Source organism: Pseudomonas xionganensis, assembly GCF_009763245.1.
In the GTDB taxonomy this organism is placed as follows: Bacteria; Pseudomonadota; Gammaproteobacteria; order Pseudomonadales; family Pseudomonadaceae; genus Aquipseudomonas; species Aquipseudomonas xionganensis.
Map to the genome: position 1 here is coordinate 408,712 of NZ_WKJZ01000002.1, position 17,138 is coordinate 425,849.

A 17,138-nucleotide genomic window follows, 5' to 3' on the forward strand; every position below is an offset into this window, starting at 1 on the left:
CTTTCTTGTTTTCGGGCGAGACAAATCGCATCAGCTTTTCAGCCGATAGCCGCTCTTGAAGATCCAGCCCACCGCCAGAATACACAACAACAGAAAGCCCAAAATCATCGCCAGGCTCAGGCCCACGTTGACATCGGACACGCCGTAGAAACTCCAGCGAAAGGCACTGATCAGGTAGACCACCGGGTTGAACAGGGTCACCGTCTGCCAGACCGGTGGCAGCATGCTGATGGAGTAGAAGGCGCCGCCAAGGAAGGTCAGCGGCGTGACGATCAGCGCCGGGACGATCTGCAGCTTCTCCCAGCCATCGGCCCAGACGCCGATGATAAAACCGAACAGGCTGAAGGTCAGGGCGGTGAGCACCAGGAACGCCGCCATCCACAACGGATGCTGGATCTCGAAATCGACGAACAGCCGCGCGGTAAGCAGGATGATGATGCCGAGGATCACCGACTTGGTGGCCGCCGCGCCGACATAGCCGATCAGGATTTCCAGATAGGACACTGGCGCCGACAACAGTTCGTAGATGCTCCCCGAATACTTGGGCATATAGATGCCGAAGGAGGCGTTGGAGATACTCTCGGTCAGCAGCGCCAGCATGATCAGCCCCGGGATGATAAAGGCGCCGTAGCTCACCCCCTGCACCTGGGTCATGCTCGAACCGATGGCCGAACCGAACACCACGAAGTACAGCGAGGTGCTGATCACCGGGGTGGCGATGCTCTGCAGCAAAGTGCGCCAGGTGCGCGCCAGTTCGAACAGGTAGATGGCCTTGATGGCATAGAGGTTCATGCGCGCGACTCCTTGACCAAGGACACGAAGATTTCCTCCAGCGAACTCTGGCTGGACTGCAGGTCCTTGAAGTCGATGCCGTGCTGGGCCAGGTCCTTGAGCAGCTCGGCGATGCCGGTGTGCTCGCTCTGGGTATCGAAGGTAAACACCAGGGCGTGGCCCTCATCGGTGAGTTCCAGCGGATAGCGGGCCAATTCGGCGGGCACGCAGGACAACGGCTGCTGCAGTTGCAGGGTCAGCTGCTTCTTGCCCAGCTTGTGCATCAGCACCTGCTTGTCCTCCACCAGAATGATCCGGCCCTTGCTGATCACGCCGATGCGGTCGGCCATCTCCTCGGCCTCCTCGATGTAATGGGTGGTGAGGATAATGGTCACCCCACGCTCGCGCAGACGCCGCACCATATTCCACATATCGCGGCGCAGCTCCACGTCGACCCCGGCGGTGGGTTCGTCGAGAAACAGGATCTGCGGCTCGTGGGAGAGCGCCTTGGCGATCATCACCCGGCGCTTCATGCCGCCGGACAGCTCGAAAATCTTCGCGTCGCGCTTGTCCCACAGCGACAGATCCTTGAGCAGCTGCTCCAGATAGGCCGCATCGGGCTTCTTGCCGAACAGGCCACGGCTGAACTTGACCGTGGCCCAGACGGTTTCGAACACGTCGCTGACCAGCTCCTGGGGCACCAGGCCGATCTGCGCCCGGGCCGCGCGGTAGTCCTTGATAATGTCCTTACCGCCGACCAGAACCCGCCCACTGCCAGGGTTGACGATGCCGCAGATAATGCTGATCAGGGTGGTCTTGCCCGCGCCATTGGGGCCAAGCAAGGCAAATATCTCGCCCTGGTGGATCTCCAGGTCGATGTTCTGCAGGGCCGGGTGGCCGCTGGCGTAAGTCTTGTTCAATTGCGTGATGGAAATGACCGGTTGCACGCTGGAATCCTGCCTGCGAAAAACCACAGAGTGTAGAGAGCGGCGCAAGCGCCAGCCAGCCCAACGAACTGCTATGGTAAAAAGACGCGTTGTCTTCCCCTACCCGCTTGCTCGTGCCTTCCGAGGCTCAGCAGATAGATACAGCTGTCACCGGCAGGCAGAGTGGGTAACCGCGCGGCGGCGCCTTCCCGCCCTGGCCATACGCAGGGCAGCGCCACATCAAGCTCCACTGCAAAAGGATGCGCTTATGCTCAAGCTCTCTCTGGCCCTGCTGACCACCGCCCTGCTCGTCGGTTGTGCCGGCTCCCCACCCGGCAGCCAGGGCGCGGTAGATGCCGAACGGTCGTGTGACGCTAGCACGGTGCAACAGGCCCGTGGCCAGTTACTGAGCAGGGAGCTGGTCGAGCAGCTGCAGCAGCAAGCCGGCGCCAAGCTGGTGCGGGTGCTGGCACCGCACGAGGCCGCCACCCTGGAATACAACCCACAGCGGCTGAATATCGATATTGACGATGCCGAAGTGATCGAGCGCCTGCGCTGCGGTTGAGTTAACTAAGCCACGCAGACCGGGCATACTGACGGCCCTGTCCATCCTCTGCTGCGACCGTCATGCGTATCCACGTCACCTTTATCGACCGTGTCGGCATCACCCAGGAAGTGCTGGCCCTGCTCGGCGGGCGCAATCTCAACCTGGACGCGGTGGAGATGGTGCCGCCCAACGTCTATATCGACGCGCCGACCCTGAGCGCCGAAGTGCTGGATGAACTGCGCGAGGCGCTGTTCAAGGTACGCGGGGTGCAGGCGGTGACCATAGTCGACATCCTCCCCGGGCAGCGCCGGCGCCTGCAGCTGGACGCCCTGCTGGCGGCAATGAACGATCCGGTACTGGCAGTGGACGGCCAGGGCCGCGTGCTGCTGGCCAACCCGGCGCTGATCGAGCTGTGTGGCCAGGAGCTGGATGGCCTGGGCATCGGCGAGCTGTTCGACGATCCGCTCCTGGAGCAGGCACTGCTCGACCAGGGCTTTCGCCTGCCCATGCGCGAAGTCACCCTCAAGGGCCAGGCCCTGTTGCTGGATGCCCAGCCGATCAGTGAAAGCCTGGACGGCAGCGCCCGCCAGCTGGCCGGCGGCCTGCTCAGCCTGTATGCGCCGAACCGCATTGGTGAGCGCCTGGCGGCCCTGCACCATGACCATGCCGAAGGCTTCGACTCGCTGCTCGGTGACTCTGCGCCGATCCGCACCCTGAAAAGCCGCGCCCAGCGCGTCGCGGCTCTGGATGCCCCACTGCTGATCCAGGGCGAGACAGGCACCGGCAAGGAGCTGGTGGCCCGCGCCTGCCATGCCATCAGCACGCGTCGCAGTTCACCCTTTCTGGCCCTTAACTGCGCAGCGCTGCCGGAGAACCTGGCCGAGAGCGAGCTGTTCGGCTACGCCCCCGGCGCCTTTACCGGCGCCCAGCGCGGCGGCAAACCGGGGCTGCTGGAACTGGCCCACCAGGGCACGGTGTTTCTCGACGAGATCGGCGAAATGTCGCCCTACCTGCAGGCCAAGCTGCTGCGCTTTTTAAGCGATGGAAGCTTCCGCCGGGTGGGCGGCGAGCGGGAAATCCGGGTCAATGTGCGCATCCTCAGCGCCACCCACCGCGACCTGGAGAAGATGGTCGGCGAAGGCAGCTTCCGTGAGGATCTGTTCTACCGCCTTAACGTGCTCAATCTGGAAGTGCCGCCCTTGCGCGAGCGCGGCCAGGACATCCTGCTGCTGGCACGACACTTTATGCAGCAGGCCTGCGCGCAGATCCAGCGCCCGCCCTGCCGCCTGGCGCCCGACACCTACCCGGCGCTGCTGGGCAACCGCTGGCCGGGCAATGTGCGCCAGCTGCAGAACGTGATCTTCCGCGCCGCCGCCATCTGCGACAGCAGCCTGGTGCAGATTGATGATCTGGATATCGCCGGCACCGCCGTGGCCGCCCAGGGCGAGGCGCAGATCGATAGCCTGGAAGCGGCCGTGGGGCGTTTCGAAAAGGCCCTGCTGGAAGACCTCTACCCCAGCTACCCCTCCACCCGCCAGCTGGCCAGCCGCCTGCACACCTCCCATAGCGCCATCGCCATGCGTTTGCGCAAGTACGGGATTCCGGGCAAAAGCTAGCGGTACATCCGCAGGGTGGAAAAACGCGCAGCGCTTTCCATCAGTGCCAGCAGGCCCAAGGCCATGGTGGATGGGTAAGGCGCCATCCACCCTACTCGTGGCCTCCCCCTTCCACTGATTCGACAGCCCGTAGGGTGGATCACGCTTTATCGATCCACCATTACGCAGCCGTAGGGTGGATGACGTTCTTTTCATCCACCATCAACAGCGCAGGGAGAATAGGTAAAGCGCCACGCACCCTACAGCTCGCCCTTGAGCGCCTTCTCGAACAGCGCGCTGTACTGCGCGGCGCTAAAGGCGATGGGGTTGGTGCCGGCGGAGGGGTCGACCTCGGCCATCAGCCCGACCTGTTCGATACGGGCGTCGTCGATGCCGATCTCGCCCAGGCTATGGGGGATGCCCACTTCGCTGCGCAGCTGCAGCACCCAGTCCAGCACCCCGGCGAATCCCGGCTGGGCCAGATTCAGGTAGCGCGCCATGCGTTCCATCTGCGCCTCGATCACGCCACGGTTGGCCACCAGCACATAGGGCATCAGCACCGCGTTGAGCAGGCCGTGGTGGGCGTCATACAGCGCGCCGAGTGGATGGGCCAGGGCATGCATGGCGCCCAGGCCGCGCTGGAAGGCGGTGGCGCCCATGCTGGAGGCCACCAGCATCTGCAACCGTGCCTCGACATCCGTGCCCTTGGCCACCGCCCGCGGCAGGTACTGCTGTACCAGGCGCATGCCCTCCAGGGCAATGCCTTCGGCCATGGGGTGGAACAGCGGCGAGCAGTAGGCCTCCAGGCTGTGGGACAGGGCGTCCATACCGGTGGCGGCGGTGATCTTGGCCGGCAGGCCGATGCACAGTTCCGGGTCGAGAATCACCACAGCCGGGAGCATGCGCGCGTGGAAGATGATGCGTTTGATATGCGCAGCCTCATCGGTGATCACCGAGGCGCGGCCCACTTCCGAGCCGGTGCCGGCGGTGGTGGGCACCGCCACCACCGGGGCCATACCGGCCACATTGACCCGGTTGCAGTTGTCGCCGATGTCCTCGAAATCCCACAGTGGCCGATCCTGGCCGACCATCAGGGCGATGGCCTTGCCGGCATCCAGGGCCGAGCCGCCGCCGAAGGCGATCACACCGTCATGGCCGCCAGCCTTGAAGGCGGCCACCCCGTCCATCACGTTCTGCCCCGTGGGGTTGCCCTTGATGCCATGGAACAGGCCGGCCTTGAGGCCGTCGTCGCGGCAGTGCAGCAGGGCCCGGTCGATGATCGACAGGGCTGCCAGGCCGGGGTCGGTGACCAGCAGCGGCGCCTGCATGCCCAGGGCGCGGCAGCCCTGGGGCAGCTCCTGGATACGACCGGCGCCGACGCGGATCGAGGTCGGGTAGTTCCAGTTCATCTGGTAATGCTTAAGGTCCATGGCGCGCCTCACAGCTGAGTCTTGAAGTGGAAGGATTTCGGCCGGGTCAGGTGCTCGAAGCCGACGCGGGACAGGGTGCAGCCACGCCCGGAGTTCTTCACCCCGGTCCAGGCCAGGGCCGGGTCCAGGTAGTCGCAGCGGTTGAGAAACACCGTGCCGGCCTCGACCCGGTCGGCCAGGGTCATGGCCGCGTCCACGTCCTGGCTGAAGATGGCGGCGGTCAGGCCGAATTCGCTGTCGTTCATCAGCGCCAGGGCTTCGGCGTCATCGCGCACCTTCTGAATGCCCACCACCGGGCCGAAGGATTCTTCGGTCATCACCCGCATGCCGTGGTGCACATGGGTCAGCACCTGGGGCGCCAGGTAAGGCGTTCCAGGGTGATCCATGGGAAAGTCGGCCGGCACCAGATGGGCGGTAGCGCCCTGCTCCACCGCCTCGTGGATCTGCCCGCGGACGAAATCCGCCGCCTCCGCGCGCACCAGCGGCCCCAGGGTGGTGGCCGGGTCATCCGAGCGGCCCAGCTTGTATTGCTTGACCAGGGCCACGGCCTGCTCGACAAAGGCGTCGTACAGCGACTCGTGCACATAGATGCGCTCGATGCCGCAGCAGGACTGCCCGGAGTTGAAGAAGGCGCCGTCAATCGTGGTTTCCACCGCGTGCTTGAGATCGGCGTCAAAGCGCACATAGGCCGGGTCCTTGCCGCCCAGTTCCAGGCCGGCGCTGATAAAACGCCCGGCGATGGCCTGCTCGACCATCTGCCCGCCCGGCACCGAGCCGGTAAAGGCGACATGGGCAATGCTCGGCGAGTGGATCAGATGTTCGGTGGCCACATGGCTCAGGTGCAGGTACTGGAACACCCCTTCGGGCAGGCCGGCTTCGGTGAAGGCCTCGACCATGCGTTCGGCGCACAGCGGCGTCTGCGCCGAGTGTTTGAGCAGCACCGGGTTACCCGCCAGCAGCGCCGGCACCACGGCGTTGACGGCGGTCAGGTAGGGGTAGTTCCAGGGCGCGATCACCAGGGCCACGCCCAGGGGCTCGCGGCGGATAAAGCGGATAAATCCGGGTTTGTCCTCAACCCTGATATCGGCCAGGGCGCTCTCGGCGATATCGGCCATATAGCTGGCGCGCTCGACAAAGCCGCGAATCTCGCCGGCGGCATAACGGATCGGCCGGCCCATCATCCAGCACAGCTCCTCGGCCAGCTGGCCTTCTCTGGCGGCAAAGGCGGCGATGGCCTTGCGCACCAGGGCCACTCGCTCGGCCACCGGGGTGTGCTTCCAGGGCTCCCGGGCCACCTCGGCCTTGGCCAGAGCGGCCAGCACCTCGGGGTTGGAGGCCAGATGACGCTCGACATAGACCGAGCCGTCGATGGGGGAAATGCATTGCAGTTTGCTCATAACAGGCTCCGTAGGTGGAGACGCGGCTACGCCGAACAAGGCGTGACGCGGTCGGCTCCCTCGCCCCTCTGGGGAGAGGGCTGGGGAGAGGGGAATGCATGCCCCCTCCCCCGGCCCCTCCCCCGCAAGCGGGAGAGGGGAGCGATCAGATGATTTCGAAATAGCGATCCAGCTCCCAGTCGCTGACATGCCGGCGGTATTCGCGCTCTTCCCATTCGCGGCTGGCGGCAAAATGCTCGACAAAGGCATCGCCAAACAGCTCACGGGCGGCCGTCGAAGCCTTCAGGCGCTGCGCCGCATCCCACAGGGTGTGCGGCAGGGCCAGCTCTTCCGGGTGCTGCTGGGCATAGGCGTTGCCGGTGACCGGCGCGGTGGGCTCCCACTGCTGCATCACCCCGTACAGGCCCGAACCAATGGCCACCGAGAGGGCCAGGAAGGGATTGCCGTCGGCGGCGCCCAGGCGATATTCCTGGCGCTGGGACTTGTCCGTGCCGGGGATCACCCGCAGCGCTGCGGTGCGATTCTCCACGCCCCAGGTGGCATCGGTGGGCGCCCAGAAACCGGGGATCAGGCGACGGTAGCTGTTCAGGGTCGGCGCCACCATGCACAGAAACTCCGGCATCAGGCGCTGCTGACCAGCGAGGAAGTGGCGCTGGATCTTGCTCATGTTGTGCGCCTGGCTCGGGTCATAGAAAGCCGACTTGCCGCTGGCCTTGTCGCGCAGGGAGACATGGATATGCCCGCTCTGCCCCGGGTACTTGCCCGACCACTTGGCCATAAAGGTGGCCATCAGGCCGTTGCGCTGGGCGAGCACCTTCATAAAGGTCTTGAACAATGCGCCCTTGTCCGCCGCCGACTCGGCCTGGTCATAGGCGATGGCCGCCTCCAGCACGCCGGGACCGGTTTCGGTGTGCAGACCCTCGATGGGAAAGTCCATGGCCTCGGCCATGGCGAGGATTTCGTGATACAGCTCGGCATGCACCGAGTTACGGATCATCGAGTAGCCGAACCAGTCCGGGGTAAAGGGCTTGAGGTTGCGAAAGCCCTTCTCCCGCGCCGACTCCGGCGTCTCGTCGAACATAAAGAATTCATATTCCAGGGCGGCGAAGGCATCGAAGCCCATCTCCCGGCAGCGCTCCACCACCCGGCGCAGGGTGCCCCGCGGGCAGACCTGCTCGGCGGCCCCGGCGAACTCGCAGATAAACAGCAGCATGCCGTTCTCGAACGGCAACTCGCGGCAGGTACGCGGCAGCACCCGCACCGGCGCGTCCGGGTAGCCGGTGTGCCAGCCGGTGTACTGGGCATTGTCGTAAAGCTGATCCTTGACGTCCCAGCCCAGCACCACATCGCAGAAGGCGAAGCCGTGCTCCAGGGCGGAGAAGAACTTGCTGCGGCTCAGGTACTTGCCGCGCATCACCCCATCGTTATCGAACACCCCCACCTTGATATGGCTGAGGCCGCGCTCCTCGACGATGCGCTTGGCATCCTCGACGGTTTTGACATCCCGCGGATTGAGCATAAACACCCCTGTCTCTTGTTGTTATTTGACTTCCGGTGTCATTGCTCCAGGCGACCACAAAGCACTGCCTAAGACCTGCCTCCTGGCAAAATCCCAACCGCGCTCTACAACTGCACACCCCTGCCTGGCCAAATGCCCGGTGAAAACCCATTGAGTGTGGTACAGGATTGGCAACTTGGCGGGTTGGTTAGGAAAAAAATCTGTCCCACCAGGCTGACAAGGGGTTGGCTTATTTACCCAGCATCCGTGGCAGCACATCCTGGCCCTGGCGGCGATGGACGAAGACCATCAGCACATGGCCGATGATCAGCACCAGCAGCAACCAGCCGGCCCAGGCATGGAAGAGGTTGGCCGGTAGCATCAGCCATTCGATTTTCTCGCCGGCAAAGCCCGGCATCAGCTGCAGGCCGAAGACAGTGAGTTCACGGCCCGAGCCGTACTGACGCAGCAGGGCGAAAAAGGGAATGCCCAGCATCAGCAGATACAACAGCACATGCCCCGCCCGCGCGGCACGGCTAACGGATGGCGGGCGTTGCCGGCGGTTGTGCAAAGCCCAACCCAGGCGCAGCAGGATCAGCAGCATCAGCAGCACGCCGGCGGCCTTGTGCGTGCTCCACATAAATTCGTCCAGCGCCGAGTCCTCCAGCAGTACATGCGTCAGCGCAGTGAGGAACTGCCAGCCCAGCACCAGGGCCATCGCCCAGTGCAGGGCGCGGCTGATCAGGCCATAACGTTGCGGCGTATCGGTGTAGATGGGGTTCATGGTGCGTATCTCGAAGCAGTCAGTTGGATAAATGGCGCATGCTAAAACCTGGGGCACAGACCGGCTGGCAACGCGTGTTACAGCACTAGACAGCCCAGGCCGGGCTGTTTGTCGAACCCCAGACAATAACGCCCGCGCCAAATGGCGCGGGCGTCAGCTGTTACCACGACGAGAGACTAGCCGCGATAAGGCGCGCCGGCCTTGGCCATCAGCGCGTTGTACTTCTTGAAGATCTCCACCACCTTGGCGCAGCGCGGGCTGGTCTTGGCGATTTCATCCCAGAACTTCAACGCCTCGGCTTCCACCGTGGCCCACTCCTCGGCCGGGATGGAGGTCAATTGCAGCTTGCCGCCTTCCACCCGCAACTGCGCCTCGCCGCCCCAGTACCAGTGCTGGCGGTAGTAGTTGGAGCTGTCCATGCACAGCTTGAACAGGGTCTTGAGGTGTTCGGGCACCTCGGCCCACTTGTCCGAGTTGGCAAAATACGAGCCGCACCAGGCGCCGGAGATATTGTTGGTGAGGAAGTACTTGGTCACATCGGCCCAGCCCACGGTGTAGTCCTCGGTGATGCCAGACCAGGCGATGCCGTCCAGCTCGCCGGTCTGCATGGCCACTTCGACATCTTCCCAGGGCAGGGTCACCGGGATCACACCGAAGCGCGAGAGGAACTTGCCGGCGGTGGGAAAGGTGAAGATGCGCTTGCCCTTGAGGTGTTCGAGCTTGGTGATGGGCTCGACCGTGGCGAAGTGGCAGGGGTCCCAGGCGCCGGCACCGAGCCAGGTGACGCCCTTGACCTCGCCATAGGCCTCGGCCCAGATCTCGTTGAGCCCGTACTGCTCGAACAGCACCGGCACATCCAGGCTGTAGCGGGTGGCGAAGGGGAAGTAACCGCCGAACACCGAGATATCCACTGGCGCAGCGATGGAATCATCGTCGCTCTGTACCGCGTCGATGGTGCCACGCTGCATGGCGCGGAACAGCTCGCCGGTGGGCACCAGTTGGTCGGCGTAGTACAGCTGGATTTCCATCTCGCCGTTGGCGGCCTTGTTGAAGGCATCGATGGAAGGTTTGATCACATGCTCGCCCAATGCCGGGCCGGCGTAGGTCTGCAGGCGCCAGGTGATCTTCTTCGGCTCGCTGGCATAGATATGCGCCGAACCCAGGGCCGTGGCGCCGGCAGCGCCGACGGCGGCGGTCTTCAGAAAACTGCGTCTCGTACTCATGCTGTTTCTCCAGTCTTGTCGATTCAGATGGCATACAACCGCACTGCCGGACCAAGCCCGGCAGGGTTTTCAGAGGGGCTACCTGGGGCGGCGCTATCCTGCCACCTCGACCGCGCGTACCGACTCCTGAAAGCTCTTTTTAAACAGGTTGTTGAAAACGTAGCCGAGGCTGGCAAGACAAGGCGCTACGTAGTAACAGCCTCCGGCTGGTCAAAACGGCGAGGAAGCGGAGTTTACTGGTGTAAATGAGCATGACTCATTTCACTCGCCCTCCGGGTCGCGCTAAAGCGCGTTAGCCGCAAGCGGCTTGCCGAGCCTGTTTTTAACGCCGTATTGCCAACGCAGGTAGTTTCTCAACGGCCTGTTAACGTCCGTAGTGCCACTGTGGTAACCACAGGGCAATCTGCGGAAAGACCATGATCAGCACCAAAGCCAGGATCATGATCAGGACAAAGGGGGTCACCGACACATAGATATCCCGCAGCGTTACCTCCGGCGGCGCCATGGCGCGCATCAGGAACAGGTTGTAGCCAAACGGCGGGGTCATATAGGCGATCTGGCAGGTGATGGTGTAGAGCACGCCATACCAGATCAGGTCAAAGCCCAGGGCGCCGACCAGGGGGATATACAGGGGCGCGACTATCACCAGCATGGCGGTGTCGTCGAGGAACATGCCCATCAGAATGAACGACAGCTGCATCAGGATCAGCACCTGCCAGGGTCCCAAACCTAGCTGTTCGAGGAAGAAATTCTCGATCGCCTTGACCGCGCCGAGGCCGTCGAACACCGCGCCGAAACACAGAGCAGCAAGGATGATCCACATAAACATGCAGCTGATGGCCAGGGTCTTGCGCAGGGTTTCCTCCATCACCTTGCGGTTCAGGCGGCGCTTGGCCAACGCTGCGAGAGTGGCCGCCGCCGCGCCCACCGCCGAGCTTTCCACCAGGCTGGTAAAGCCCATTAGAAACAGCCCGGTCATGCTGAAGAAGATAAACAGCGGCACCAACCCGGCACTGAGCAGGCACAGTTTCTCGCCCCAGCTGATCTGCTCGCGTTCCTCACGACTCAGGGCCGGCCCAAGGTCGGGCTGCAGGCGGCAGCGGATGGCGATATAGAGGATAAACAGACCGGCCATCAGCAGCCCCGGAATGGCCCCGGCCAGCCACAGCTGACCCACCGGCTGGCGGGCGATCATGCCGTAGAGCACCAGCACCACGCTGGGCGGAATCAGAATCCCCAGGGAGCTGCCGGCCTGAATCACCCCGGTGATCATGATCTTGTCGTAGCCGCGACGCAGTAGCTCCGGCAGGGCGATGCTGGCGCCGATGGCCATGCCCGCCACACTCAGGCCGTTCATGGCCGAGATCGCCACCATCAGGGCGATGGTGCCGATGGCCAGGCCGCCGTGCAGCGGGCCCATCCACACATGGAACATGCGGTAGAGATCTTCCGCGATACCCGACTCGGAGAGCATATAGCCCATGTAGACGAACAGCGGCAGGGTCAGCAGCGGGTACCACTTCATCAGTTTCATGGCCGCGCTGAAGGCCATTTCCGAGCCACCATCGCCCCATAGCAGCAGGGCGGCGACCACTGCAACGAAACCGATGGCGCCGAACACCCGCTTGCCGGTGAGCAACAGCAACATCATCGAGGAGAACATCAGTACCGCAATCAGCTCGTATTCCATTACAGCGTTTCCCCCCGAGCCGCGGCGATATCCTTGAATAACGTGACAATGGCCTGCAGCAGCATCAGGGCGATGCCGATGCACATGATGATCTTGATTGGCGCCATGGGCGGCGACCAGGCCGAGTAGCTGGTTTCCTTGTATTCCAGGGCGTACTGGGTAGAGGAAATGCCGCCGTAGAGCAGCAGCACCAGGTAGAAAATCAGAAAGCCGATGGTGATGGCGTCCATCACGGCGCGACTGCGTGGCGACCAGCGGCTGTAGAACAGGTCCATGCGCACATGGGCATCGAGCTGCATGGAGTAGGCGCCGCCCAGCAGGAAGTAGGCGACCATCAGAAACTGCGCCGACTCCAGGGTCCAGGCTGCGGGGACGAAGAAGGTCTTGCTGATGGAGGAGTAGAGCAGCACGCCGAGAATGGCGAAGATCAGGTACATGGCGAAGCGGCCAACCACACGGTTGAAGGCTTCCACTGCACGGACAAAACCCCTGATGGCCTTGGGCATAGCGCACCTGCCGAATAATTGTTATTCCGAGAGCCTAGACCAAAATCGGATATTTCCAATCGGCCGCTCCGGCTACAGCAGAAATCGCGCCAACCCGCCTGGAGCGTGGGGCAGCCTTGTAAAACAAGGGGTTGGGGACAGACGCCAGGCGCCATAGCTGGCTGACTGGTCGATCAGAAAGCGCGCCGGCACCGTGGTGGTGCGCATGGGCATGGGACAGGGCTTAACCCGGATGCACTGCGGGGAGGGGAACCGTTCAAGGAGAACCCATCTCGGACTGCGCTGACGCTTGTCCGGGCTACCCTGGGCACAATGCCGTCCACCGGATCAGGTGAGCGACATCGACAGCTGGGTTACTCACGAAGGGGCGATCAGCACCCGTAGGGTGGATGTCGCTTTGTACATCCACCGGACACACCAGCATCCCAGGGCCAGTGCCAGTGCCAGTGCCAGTGCCAGTGGAAAACGCTACATGGTTTTCCACCCTTGATCCTGGGCAGATCATGGCCCCCGTGGGGTGGCTCAGGTCAGAGCGCAAACTTCTGCAGGTTGGCCATCATCTCTTTCATCGCTTCGATATTGTCCTTCGGGTGAGCGGCGCCCTCGAAGTCGCAGATCTGCGCGAAGTTGGCCGCAACATCTTCCGGGCTAAAGCCGGCACGCGGATCAAAACCCAGACCCAGGCTGCGCTCCCAACGCACCTTGCCCATCCAGCCGCCGCCGACTTCAAACAGGCCAGAGGTTTCTTCGCAGGCATTGCTGGCCAGGTACACCACCAGCGGGCTGACCAGCTCGGGCTTAAGCTGCTCGAACACATGCGGCGGGATCAGCCCTTCGGTCATGCGCGTGCCGCCGGTGGGGGCGATGGCGTTGACCAGGATATTGTTCTTGCGCCCTTCGAGGGCCAGAGTGCGGGTCAGACCATACAGGCCGAGCTTGGCCATGCCGTAGTTGGACTGGCCGAAGTTGCCATAGATACCCGAGGTGGACGCGGTAAAGATCACCCGCCCATAACCCTGCTCACGCATATGCGGCCAGGCAGCGCGGGTGACCTTGTAGGCGCCTTCGACGTGGACCTTGTAAACCAGGTCCCAGTCGGCGTCTTCCATCTTGTGGAAGGTCTTGTCGCGCAGGATGCCGGCGTTGTTCACCACCACATCGATGCGGCCGAAGGTGTCCAGGGCGCATTGCACGATCTTCTCGCCATCGGTCACCGAGTCATGGTTGGCCACCGCGGTGCCGCCCGCCTCACGGATTTCCGCCACCACCTTGTCCGCCGCCGAGGCGTTGGCCCCTTCGCCGTGGGTGCTGCCGCCCAGGTCGTTGACCACCACCTTGGCACCATGCTTGGCGAACAGCAGGGCATGGGCACGACCCAGGCCGCCGCCGGCCCCGGTGACGATTACAACCTGATCTTGAAAACGGATGGCGTCGCTCATGCTGCATTACCTCGGCAGATTAACAATGCTCCGAGTGTCCAGCAGGCGCGCCCTGGTCACAATAGATACGAGTCGTGCTGAATGGTGCGCGATAAAGCAGCGGGATAGTCAGGCTGGCCGAATAAGGCTGAGATGGTTGTAGAGATGCAGCACATGGGCCTGGGCATAATCGGCATGGCTGAGCGCGCCATAGGCAAAGTGCGGCTGCAGCTCGCCCTGGTAGGCGGCAAAATCGGCAAAGGCCTGCTGCAGACGTTGCAGTGCCTGGGCCTGGCTGCCCGGCTGGTTCAAGGGCGCGGCGCCGGGGATGGCTTCATCCAGCGGATGGCGCATGGCTCCGCGGGCGGCAAAAACGCTAAAGGCCAGCGGCCCGACACTGCCACGAAACCAGGCAGGCTTGAGCTCGGGATAACCGCTGATGGAGTACTCGATGCTCTGCGCGCAGTGGTTGAACACCTCGGTCGGGCTCCAGCCCTTGAGGCTGACCAGCTTTTTATCGACCAGCTCGGCCAGCACCTGCTGCGCCCCCTCAAGGCTCAGGGCCGCCGGCGCCGGCCCGGTGGGCAATGCCCAGTAGCCCGCGCCCAGGGCCGCCAGGCTGCCCAGGGCGGCGCCCTTCAAGACGGTACGTCGCTGCATCACTCGGCCTCCAGGCGTTGACGAAACTCCAGGTAGTGCGCCAGCACCTGCTCCGGTGCCTCGGTCTGTGGATAGTGGCCGATACCATCGAGAAGCACGGTGTCGGGCTTGGCAATCAGCTCGCGATAACGGGCCACCATATGCGCCCCGGAAATCGGATCGACGGCGCCGTCGATCACCCGCAGTGGCAGCGCCGTGGCCTGCATCGCCGCCACCCAGCGATCGCGGTTGACGCGGCGCTCGGGCATATAGCGGATCAGGCGATGCATCACCGCAGGGCCGTTACCCGCAGCGATCAGGTTCCAGAAGTCGTCGAGTTCCTGCGCGCTGGGCTGGGTCTGCGGACCAAATACCTTGGCAAAGTTCTGCGCCAGCTTCTGCCGGCTAAACAGCCGACCGATCAGTGGGCCAATGGGGCTGAGCAGCAGCTTCTGCACCAGCACCGGATGGTGGGTTTCCGGAAACAGCCCGCCATTGAGAAACACGCAACTGGCGAGCTGTACGCGCCCCTCCTGATGCCGCGCAATCAACTCCTGGGCCACGCTGTCGCCATAGTCATGGGCCAGCACATGCACCGGCTCACCAATACCCAAATGCGCCAGCAGCGCCTGTTGCAGATCGGCCTGCTGCAGCAGGCTGTAGGCATGCCCGCGCGGCTTGGCCGAGTCGCCAAAGCCGAGCATATCGCAGGCGATCACCCGGTACTTCTGCGCCAGCGGCTGCCACAGGTAATGCCAGTCCCAACTGGCGGTGGGAAAGCCGTGGATCAGCAGCAGCGGTTCGCCCTGCCCCGCCGTCCAGTAGCGGATGGCATGGCCGTTAAAGCGCAAATCCTGGCCCGCGCTGCGCCAATCGGCCAGGGCAATGCCCGGCAGGCCGCTCATGCCGCGTAACCCGGCATCTGCTGATCGAGCTTGCGCAACAGGGCTGGCCAGGGCAGCGCGCCGCCCATGCCCTGGGGGCTTTTCATCACCCCGGCGATCATCGCCGCCGCGCCGTCGAGCACCTGCTGCGGGATATGGATCAGCTCAGCGCCACCGCTTTGCGCCATCACCTGGATCTCGCAGGCGCGCTGCAGGGTGAACATGCCGAGGAAGGCATCGGCGATAGTGCCGAAGGCGGTGAGCAGGCCGTGGTTGGGCAGGATCATAAAGTTCTTGTCGCCCAGGTCGGCCTGCAGGCGGGCCTTCTCGTCATGGTTCAGGGCCACGCCCTCATAGCCGTGGTAGGCCAGGCTGGCGAGGACGAACAGCGACTGCTGCGACAGCGGCAACAAGCCCTGCTTCTGCGCCGACACGGCGATACCGGCCGGGGTGTGGATATGCAGCACGCAGCCGACGTCGTGGCGCACCTCGTGCACGGCGCTGTGGATGGTGTAGCCGGCCGGGTTGATGTCGAAGGGGCTGTCCATCAGCTTGTTGCCGGCCAGGTCGATCTTCACCAGGCTGGAAGCGGTGATCTCGTGGAACATCAGGCCGTAGGGGTTGATCAGAAAGTCTTCGCTGCCGGGAATTTTTGCCGAGATATGGGTGAAGATCAGGTCATCCCAGCCATACAGGGCGATCAAGCGGTAGCAGGCGGCCAGGTCGACGCGGGCCTGCCATTCGGCGGCAGACACCTGATCCTTGAGGCTGACAACAGGCAGGTCATGGGCAACGGTCATGCAGGGCTCCTCGGCTTTTGTTGTTATGGCGTAGCCAGAGTCTAGCGAGGCTTGCACAAAAGCGAAGTTGCCGTGGCGGCCAGGCTGCTGGCCTTGCGGGTCAAAGCAGCTCGGGATACAGCTGCGCCAGCATGGGCCAGTCACGTTGCGCCTGGGCATCATCGGCCAGCAGGCTAAAGCCGGCGAAATCGAAGCCTGGACTCACCGAACAGCCCACCAGACTGAAGGCCCCGGTGCTGCGCGCGGCCTGCCAGGCCTGGGCCGGCACCAGCTGCTGCGGCAACTGGCCCAGCGCCACCGGGCCCAGACGCGGGGTGCGTAGCGCATCGGGCTGCTCGGCCACCAGCAACTGCAAAGGCGCGCCCTCGTAGAAATGCCAGAGCTCATCGGCGTCAATCCGATGCCAACGGCTGACCTGCCCCGCCGGCAACAGAAAGACGATAGCCGTGGCACAGGGCCGGCCGCCTTCCAGGTGCGCGGACGACTGATACAGGCGGCGGTAGTAGCCACCCTCGGGGTGGGCCTCAAGCTGCAGCGCCTCGATCAGCTCTTGCGCGCGCGGATGCATCAGCCGTTCAGCGCCTGCGTGAAATCGGCCAGCCAGGGCTCGGCATCGCTCTCCGGGGTGACGCTTTCGCTGGCATCCAGGCGCAGCATCGGCAGCACCTCGACTATCCCGAGCTCGGCATAGAGTTCGCGCACCTGCTCGCCGCCGGCGCAGAAGGTATCGCCATAGCTGGAGTCGCCCAGGGCGATCACCCCGCCAGGCAGGCCGCTCCAGGCCGGCAGATGATCGCGGATGGCGTAGTACAGCGGCTGCAGATTATCCGGCAGCTCACCCATGCCAGTGGTCGAGGTCACGGTCAAAAAGGCTTCGGGGGCGAAGGCCTGCAGCGCCTCCAGGGTGGCCCGGGGCTGATGCCAGGCCTGATGACCGGCGGCGTTCAACAGGCGCTCGGCGTGCCGAGCCACTTCCTCGGCCGTGCCATAAACCGAGCCGGACAGGATGGCAACTTTCATAAAACTGCTC

17 protein-coding genes are annotated in these 17,138 nt (G+C 63.7%); 2 read left to right on the plus strand and 15 right to left on the minus strand.

Annotated features, from left to right (window positions below; all coding sequences use genetic code 11):
- Window positions 1-30: 30 nt before the first annotated feature.
- Together GJV18_RS14490 and GJV18_RS14495 are read right to left on the minus strand one after the other, a co-directional pair.
- Window positions 31-792, minus strand: coding sequence for an ABC transporter permease (locus GJV18_RS14490; protein WP_160346805.1), 762 nt, complete (start codon window positions 790-792; stop codon window positions 31-33).
- Window positions 789-1,718: an ABC transporter ATP-binding protein gene (locus tag GJV18_RS14495; RefSeq protein WP_160346807.1), complete on the minus strand. Its 930-nt coding sequence runs from the start codon at window positions 1,716-1,718 to the stop codon at window positions 789-791. The genes GJV18_RS14490 and GJV18_RS14495 overlap by 4 nt, the downstream gene beginning before the upstream one ends.
- A gap of 247 nt (window positions 1,719-1,965) precedes the next feature.
- Here GJV18_RS14495 and GJV18_RS14500 point away from each other — a divergent pair, with 247 nt between their 5' ends.
- Together GJV18_RS14500 and GJV18_RS14505 are read left to right on the plus strand one after the other, a co-directional pair.
- Window positions 1,966-2,262 (plus strand): I78 family peptidase inhibitor, encoded by a 297-nt coding sequence (locus GJV18_RS14500; RefSeq protein WP_160346809.1) that lies wholly within the window; start codon window positions 1,966-1,968, stop codon window positions 2,260-2,262.
- Between the two features lie 62 nt (window positions 2,263-2,324).
- Entirely contained in the window at window positions 2,325-3,860 is a 1,536-nt protein-coding gene (locus GJV18_RS14505; protein WP_160346811.1) for a sigma-54-dependent transcriptional regulator, read from the plus strand.
- A 239-nt stretch (window positions 3,861-4,099) separates the two neighbouring features.
- Here the strand turns inward: GJV18_RS14505 and GJV18_RS14510 are convergent, their stop codons facing one another.
- The 13 genes from GJV18_RS14510 to GJV18_RS14570 form a co-directional block, all read right to left on the minus strand.
- Window positions 4,100-5,269, minus strand: coding sequence for an iron-containing alcohol dehydrogenase (locus GJV18_RS14510; RefSeq protein WP_160346813.1), 1,170 nt, complete (start codon window positions 5,267-5,269; stop codon window positions 4,100-4,102).
- Window positions 5,270-5,277: 8 nt separating this feature from the next.
- The gene (locus tag GJV18_RS14515; protein WP_160346815.1) at window positions 5,278-6,666 is read right to left on the minus strand and encodes an aldehyde dehydrogenase family protein; all 1,389 of its coding nucleotides are present in this window, start codon (window positions 6,664-6,666) and stop codon (window positions 5,278-5,280) included.
- Window positions 6,667-6,811: 145 nt separating this feature from the next.
- Complete coding sequence (locus GJV18_RS14520) at window positions 6,812-8,185, minus strand: glutamine synthetase family protein (protein WP_160346817.1); 1,374 nt, start codon at window positions 8,183-8,185, stop codon at window positions 6,812-6,814.
- Window positions 8,186-8,414: 229 nt separating this feature from the next.
- A complete protein-coding gene (locus GJV18_RS14525) occupies window positions 8,415-8,948 on the minus strand; it encodes a cytochrome b (protein ID WP_160346819.1) in 534 nt (177 codons plus the stop codon).
- Between the two features lie 176 nt (window positions 8,949-9,124).
- Window positions 9,125-10,171: a TRAP transporter substrate-binding protein gene (locus GJV18_RS14530; RefSeq protein ID WP_160346821.1), complete on the minus strand. Its 1,047-nt coding sequence runs from the start codon at window positions 10,169-10,171 to the stop codon at window positions 9,125-9,127.
- Between the two features lie 364 nt (window positions 10,172-10,535).
- Window positions 10,536-11,861 (minus strand): TRAP transporter large permease, encoded by a 1,326-nt coding sequence (locus tag GJV18_RS14535; protein WP_160346823.1) that lies wholly within the window; start codon window positions 11,859-11,861, stop codon window positions 10,536-10,538.
- Entirely contained in the window at window positions 11,861-12,367 is a 507-nt protein-coding gene (locus GJV18_RS14540; protein WP_160346825.1) for a TRAP transporter small permease subunit, read from the minus strand. The genes GJV18_RS14535 and GJV18_RS14540 overlap by 1 nt, the downstream gene beginning before the upstream one ends.
- A 527-nt stretch (window positions 12,368-12,894) precedes the next feature.
- Window positions 12,895-13,806: an SDR family oxidoreductase gene (locus GJV18_RS14545; RefSeq protein WP_160346827.1), complete on the minus strand. Its 912-nt coding sequence runs from the start codon at window positions 13,804-13,806 to the stop codon at window positions 12,895-12,897.
- 108 nt (window positions 13,807-13,914) lie between these two features.
- Window positions 13,915-14,445 carry a DUF1569 domain-containing protein gene (locus GJV18_RS14550; protein ID WP_160346829.1) on the minus strand — a complete coding sequence of 177 codons (531 nt, stop codon included), beginning with the start codon at window positions 14,443-14,445 and terminating at the stop codon, window positions 13,915-13,917.
- Window positions 14,445-15,329, minus strand: coding sequence for an alpha/beta fold hydrolase (locus GJV18_RS14555; RefSeq protein WP_160346831.1), 885 nt, complete (start codon window positions 15,327-15,329; stop codon window positions 14,445-14,447). Before GJV18_RS14555 ends, GJV18_RS14550 begins: the two co-directional genes overlap by 1 nt.
- On the minus strand, window positions 15,326-16,108 hold the full coding sequence (locus GJV18_RS14560) for a class II aldolase/adducin family protein (RefSeq protein ID WP_160346832.1): 783 nt from the start codon (window positions 16,106-16,108) through the stop codon (window positions 15,326-15,328). The genes GJV18_RS14555 and GJV18_RS14560 overlap by 4 nt, the downstream gene beginning before the upstream one ends.
- Window positions 16,109-16,208: 100 nt before the next feature.
- A complete protein-coding gene (locus tag GJV18_RS14565; protein WP_160346834.1) occupies window positions 16,209-16,676 on the minus strand; it encodes a cupin domain-containing protein in 468 nt (155 codons plus the stop codon).
- Window positions 16,676-17,128: a flavodoxin gene (locus GJV18_RS14570; protein ID WP_160346836.1), complete on the minus strand. Its 453-nt coding sequence runs from the start codon at window positions 17,126-17,128 to the stop codon at window positions 16,676-16,678. The genes GJV18_RS14565 and GJV18_RS14570 overlap by 1 nt, the downstream gene beginning before the upstream one ends.
- Window positions 17,129-17,138: the final 10 nt, after the last annotated feature.

What these genes read in the sequence shown, in the direction of transcription:
- GJV18_RS14545 (WP_160346827.1), bottom strand. Translation starts at nt 13,806, where the DNA reads ATGAGCGACGCCATCCGTTTTCAAGATCAGGTTGTAATCGTCACCGGG.
- GJV18_RS14515 (WP_160346815.1), bottom strand. Translation starts at nt 6,666, where the DNA reads ATGAGCAAACTGCAATGCATTTCCCCCATCGACGGCTCGGTCTATGTC.
- GJV18_RS14530 (WP_160346821.1), bottom strand. Translation starts at nt 10,171, where the DNA reads ATGAGTACGAGACGCAGTTTTCTGAAGACCGCCGCCGTCGGCGCTGCC.
- GJV18_RS14510 (WP_160346813.1), bottom strand. Translation starts at nt 5,269, where the DNA reads ATGGACCTTAAGCATTACCAGATGAACTGGAACTACCCGACCTCGATC.
- GJV18_RS14520 (WP_160346817.1), bottom strand. Translation starts at nt 8,185, where the DNA reads ATGCTCAATCCGCGGGATGTCAAAACCGTCGAGGATGCCAAGCGCATC.
- GJV18_RS14535 (WP_160346823.1), bottom strand. Translation starts at nt 11,861, where the DNA reads ATGGAATACGAGCTGATTGCGGTACTGATGTTCTCCTCGATGATGTTG.
- GJV18_RS14500 (WP_160346809.1), top strand. Translation starts at nt 1,966, where the DNA reads ATGCTCAAGCTCTCTCTGGCCCTGCTGACCACCGCCCTGCTCGTCGGT.
- GJV18_RS14565 (WP_160346834.1), bottom strand. Translation starts at nt 16,676, where the DNA reads ATGCATCCGCGCGCGCAAGAGCTGATCGAGGCGCTGCAGCTTGAGGCC.
- GJV18_RS14560 (WP_160346832.1), bottom strand. Translation starts at nt 16,108, where the DNA reads ATGACCGTTGCCCATGACCTGCCTGTTGTCAGCCTCAAGGATCAGGTG.
- GJV18_RS14525 (WP_160346819.1), bottom strand. Translation starts at nt 8,948, where the DNA reads ATGAACCCCATCTACACCGATACGCCGCAACGTTATGGCCTGATCAGC.
- GJV18_RS14540 (WP_160346825.1), bottom strand. Translation starts at nt 12,367, where the DNA reads ATGCCCAAGGCCATCAGGGGTTTTGTCCGTGCAGTGGAAGCCTTCAAC.
- GJV18_RS14505 (WP_160346811.1), top strand. Translation starts at nt 2,325, where the DNA reads ATGCGTATCCACGTCACCTTTATCGACCGTGTCGGCATCACCCAGGAA.
- GJV18_RS14550 (WP_160346829.1), bottom strand. Translation starts at nt 14,445, where the DNA reads ATGCAGCGACGTACCGTCTTGAAGGGCGCCGCCCTGGGCAGCCTGGCG.
- GJV18_RS14570 (WP_160346836.1), bottom strand. Translation starts at nt 17,128, where the DNA reads ATGAAAGTTGCCATCCTGTCCGGCTCGGTTTATGGCACGGCCGAGGAA.
- GJV18_RS14555 (WP_160346831.1), bottom strand. Translation starts at nt 15,329, where the DNA reads ATGAGCGGCCTGCCGGGCATTGCCCTGGCCGATTGGCGCAGCGCGGGC.
- GJV18_RS14490 (WP_160346805.1), bottom strand. Translation starts at nt 792, where the DNA reads ATGAACCTCTATGCCATCAAGGCCATCTACCTGTTCGAACTGGCGCGC.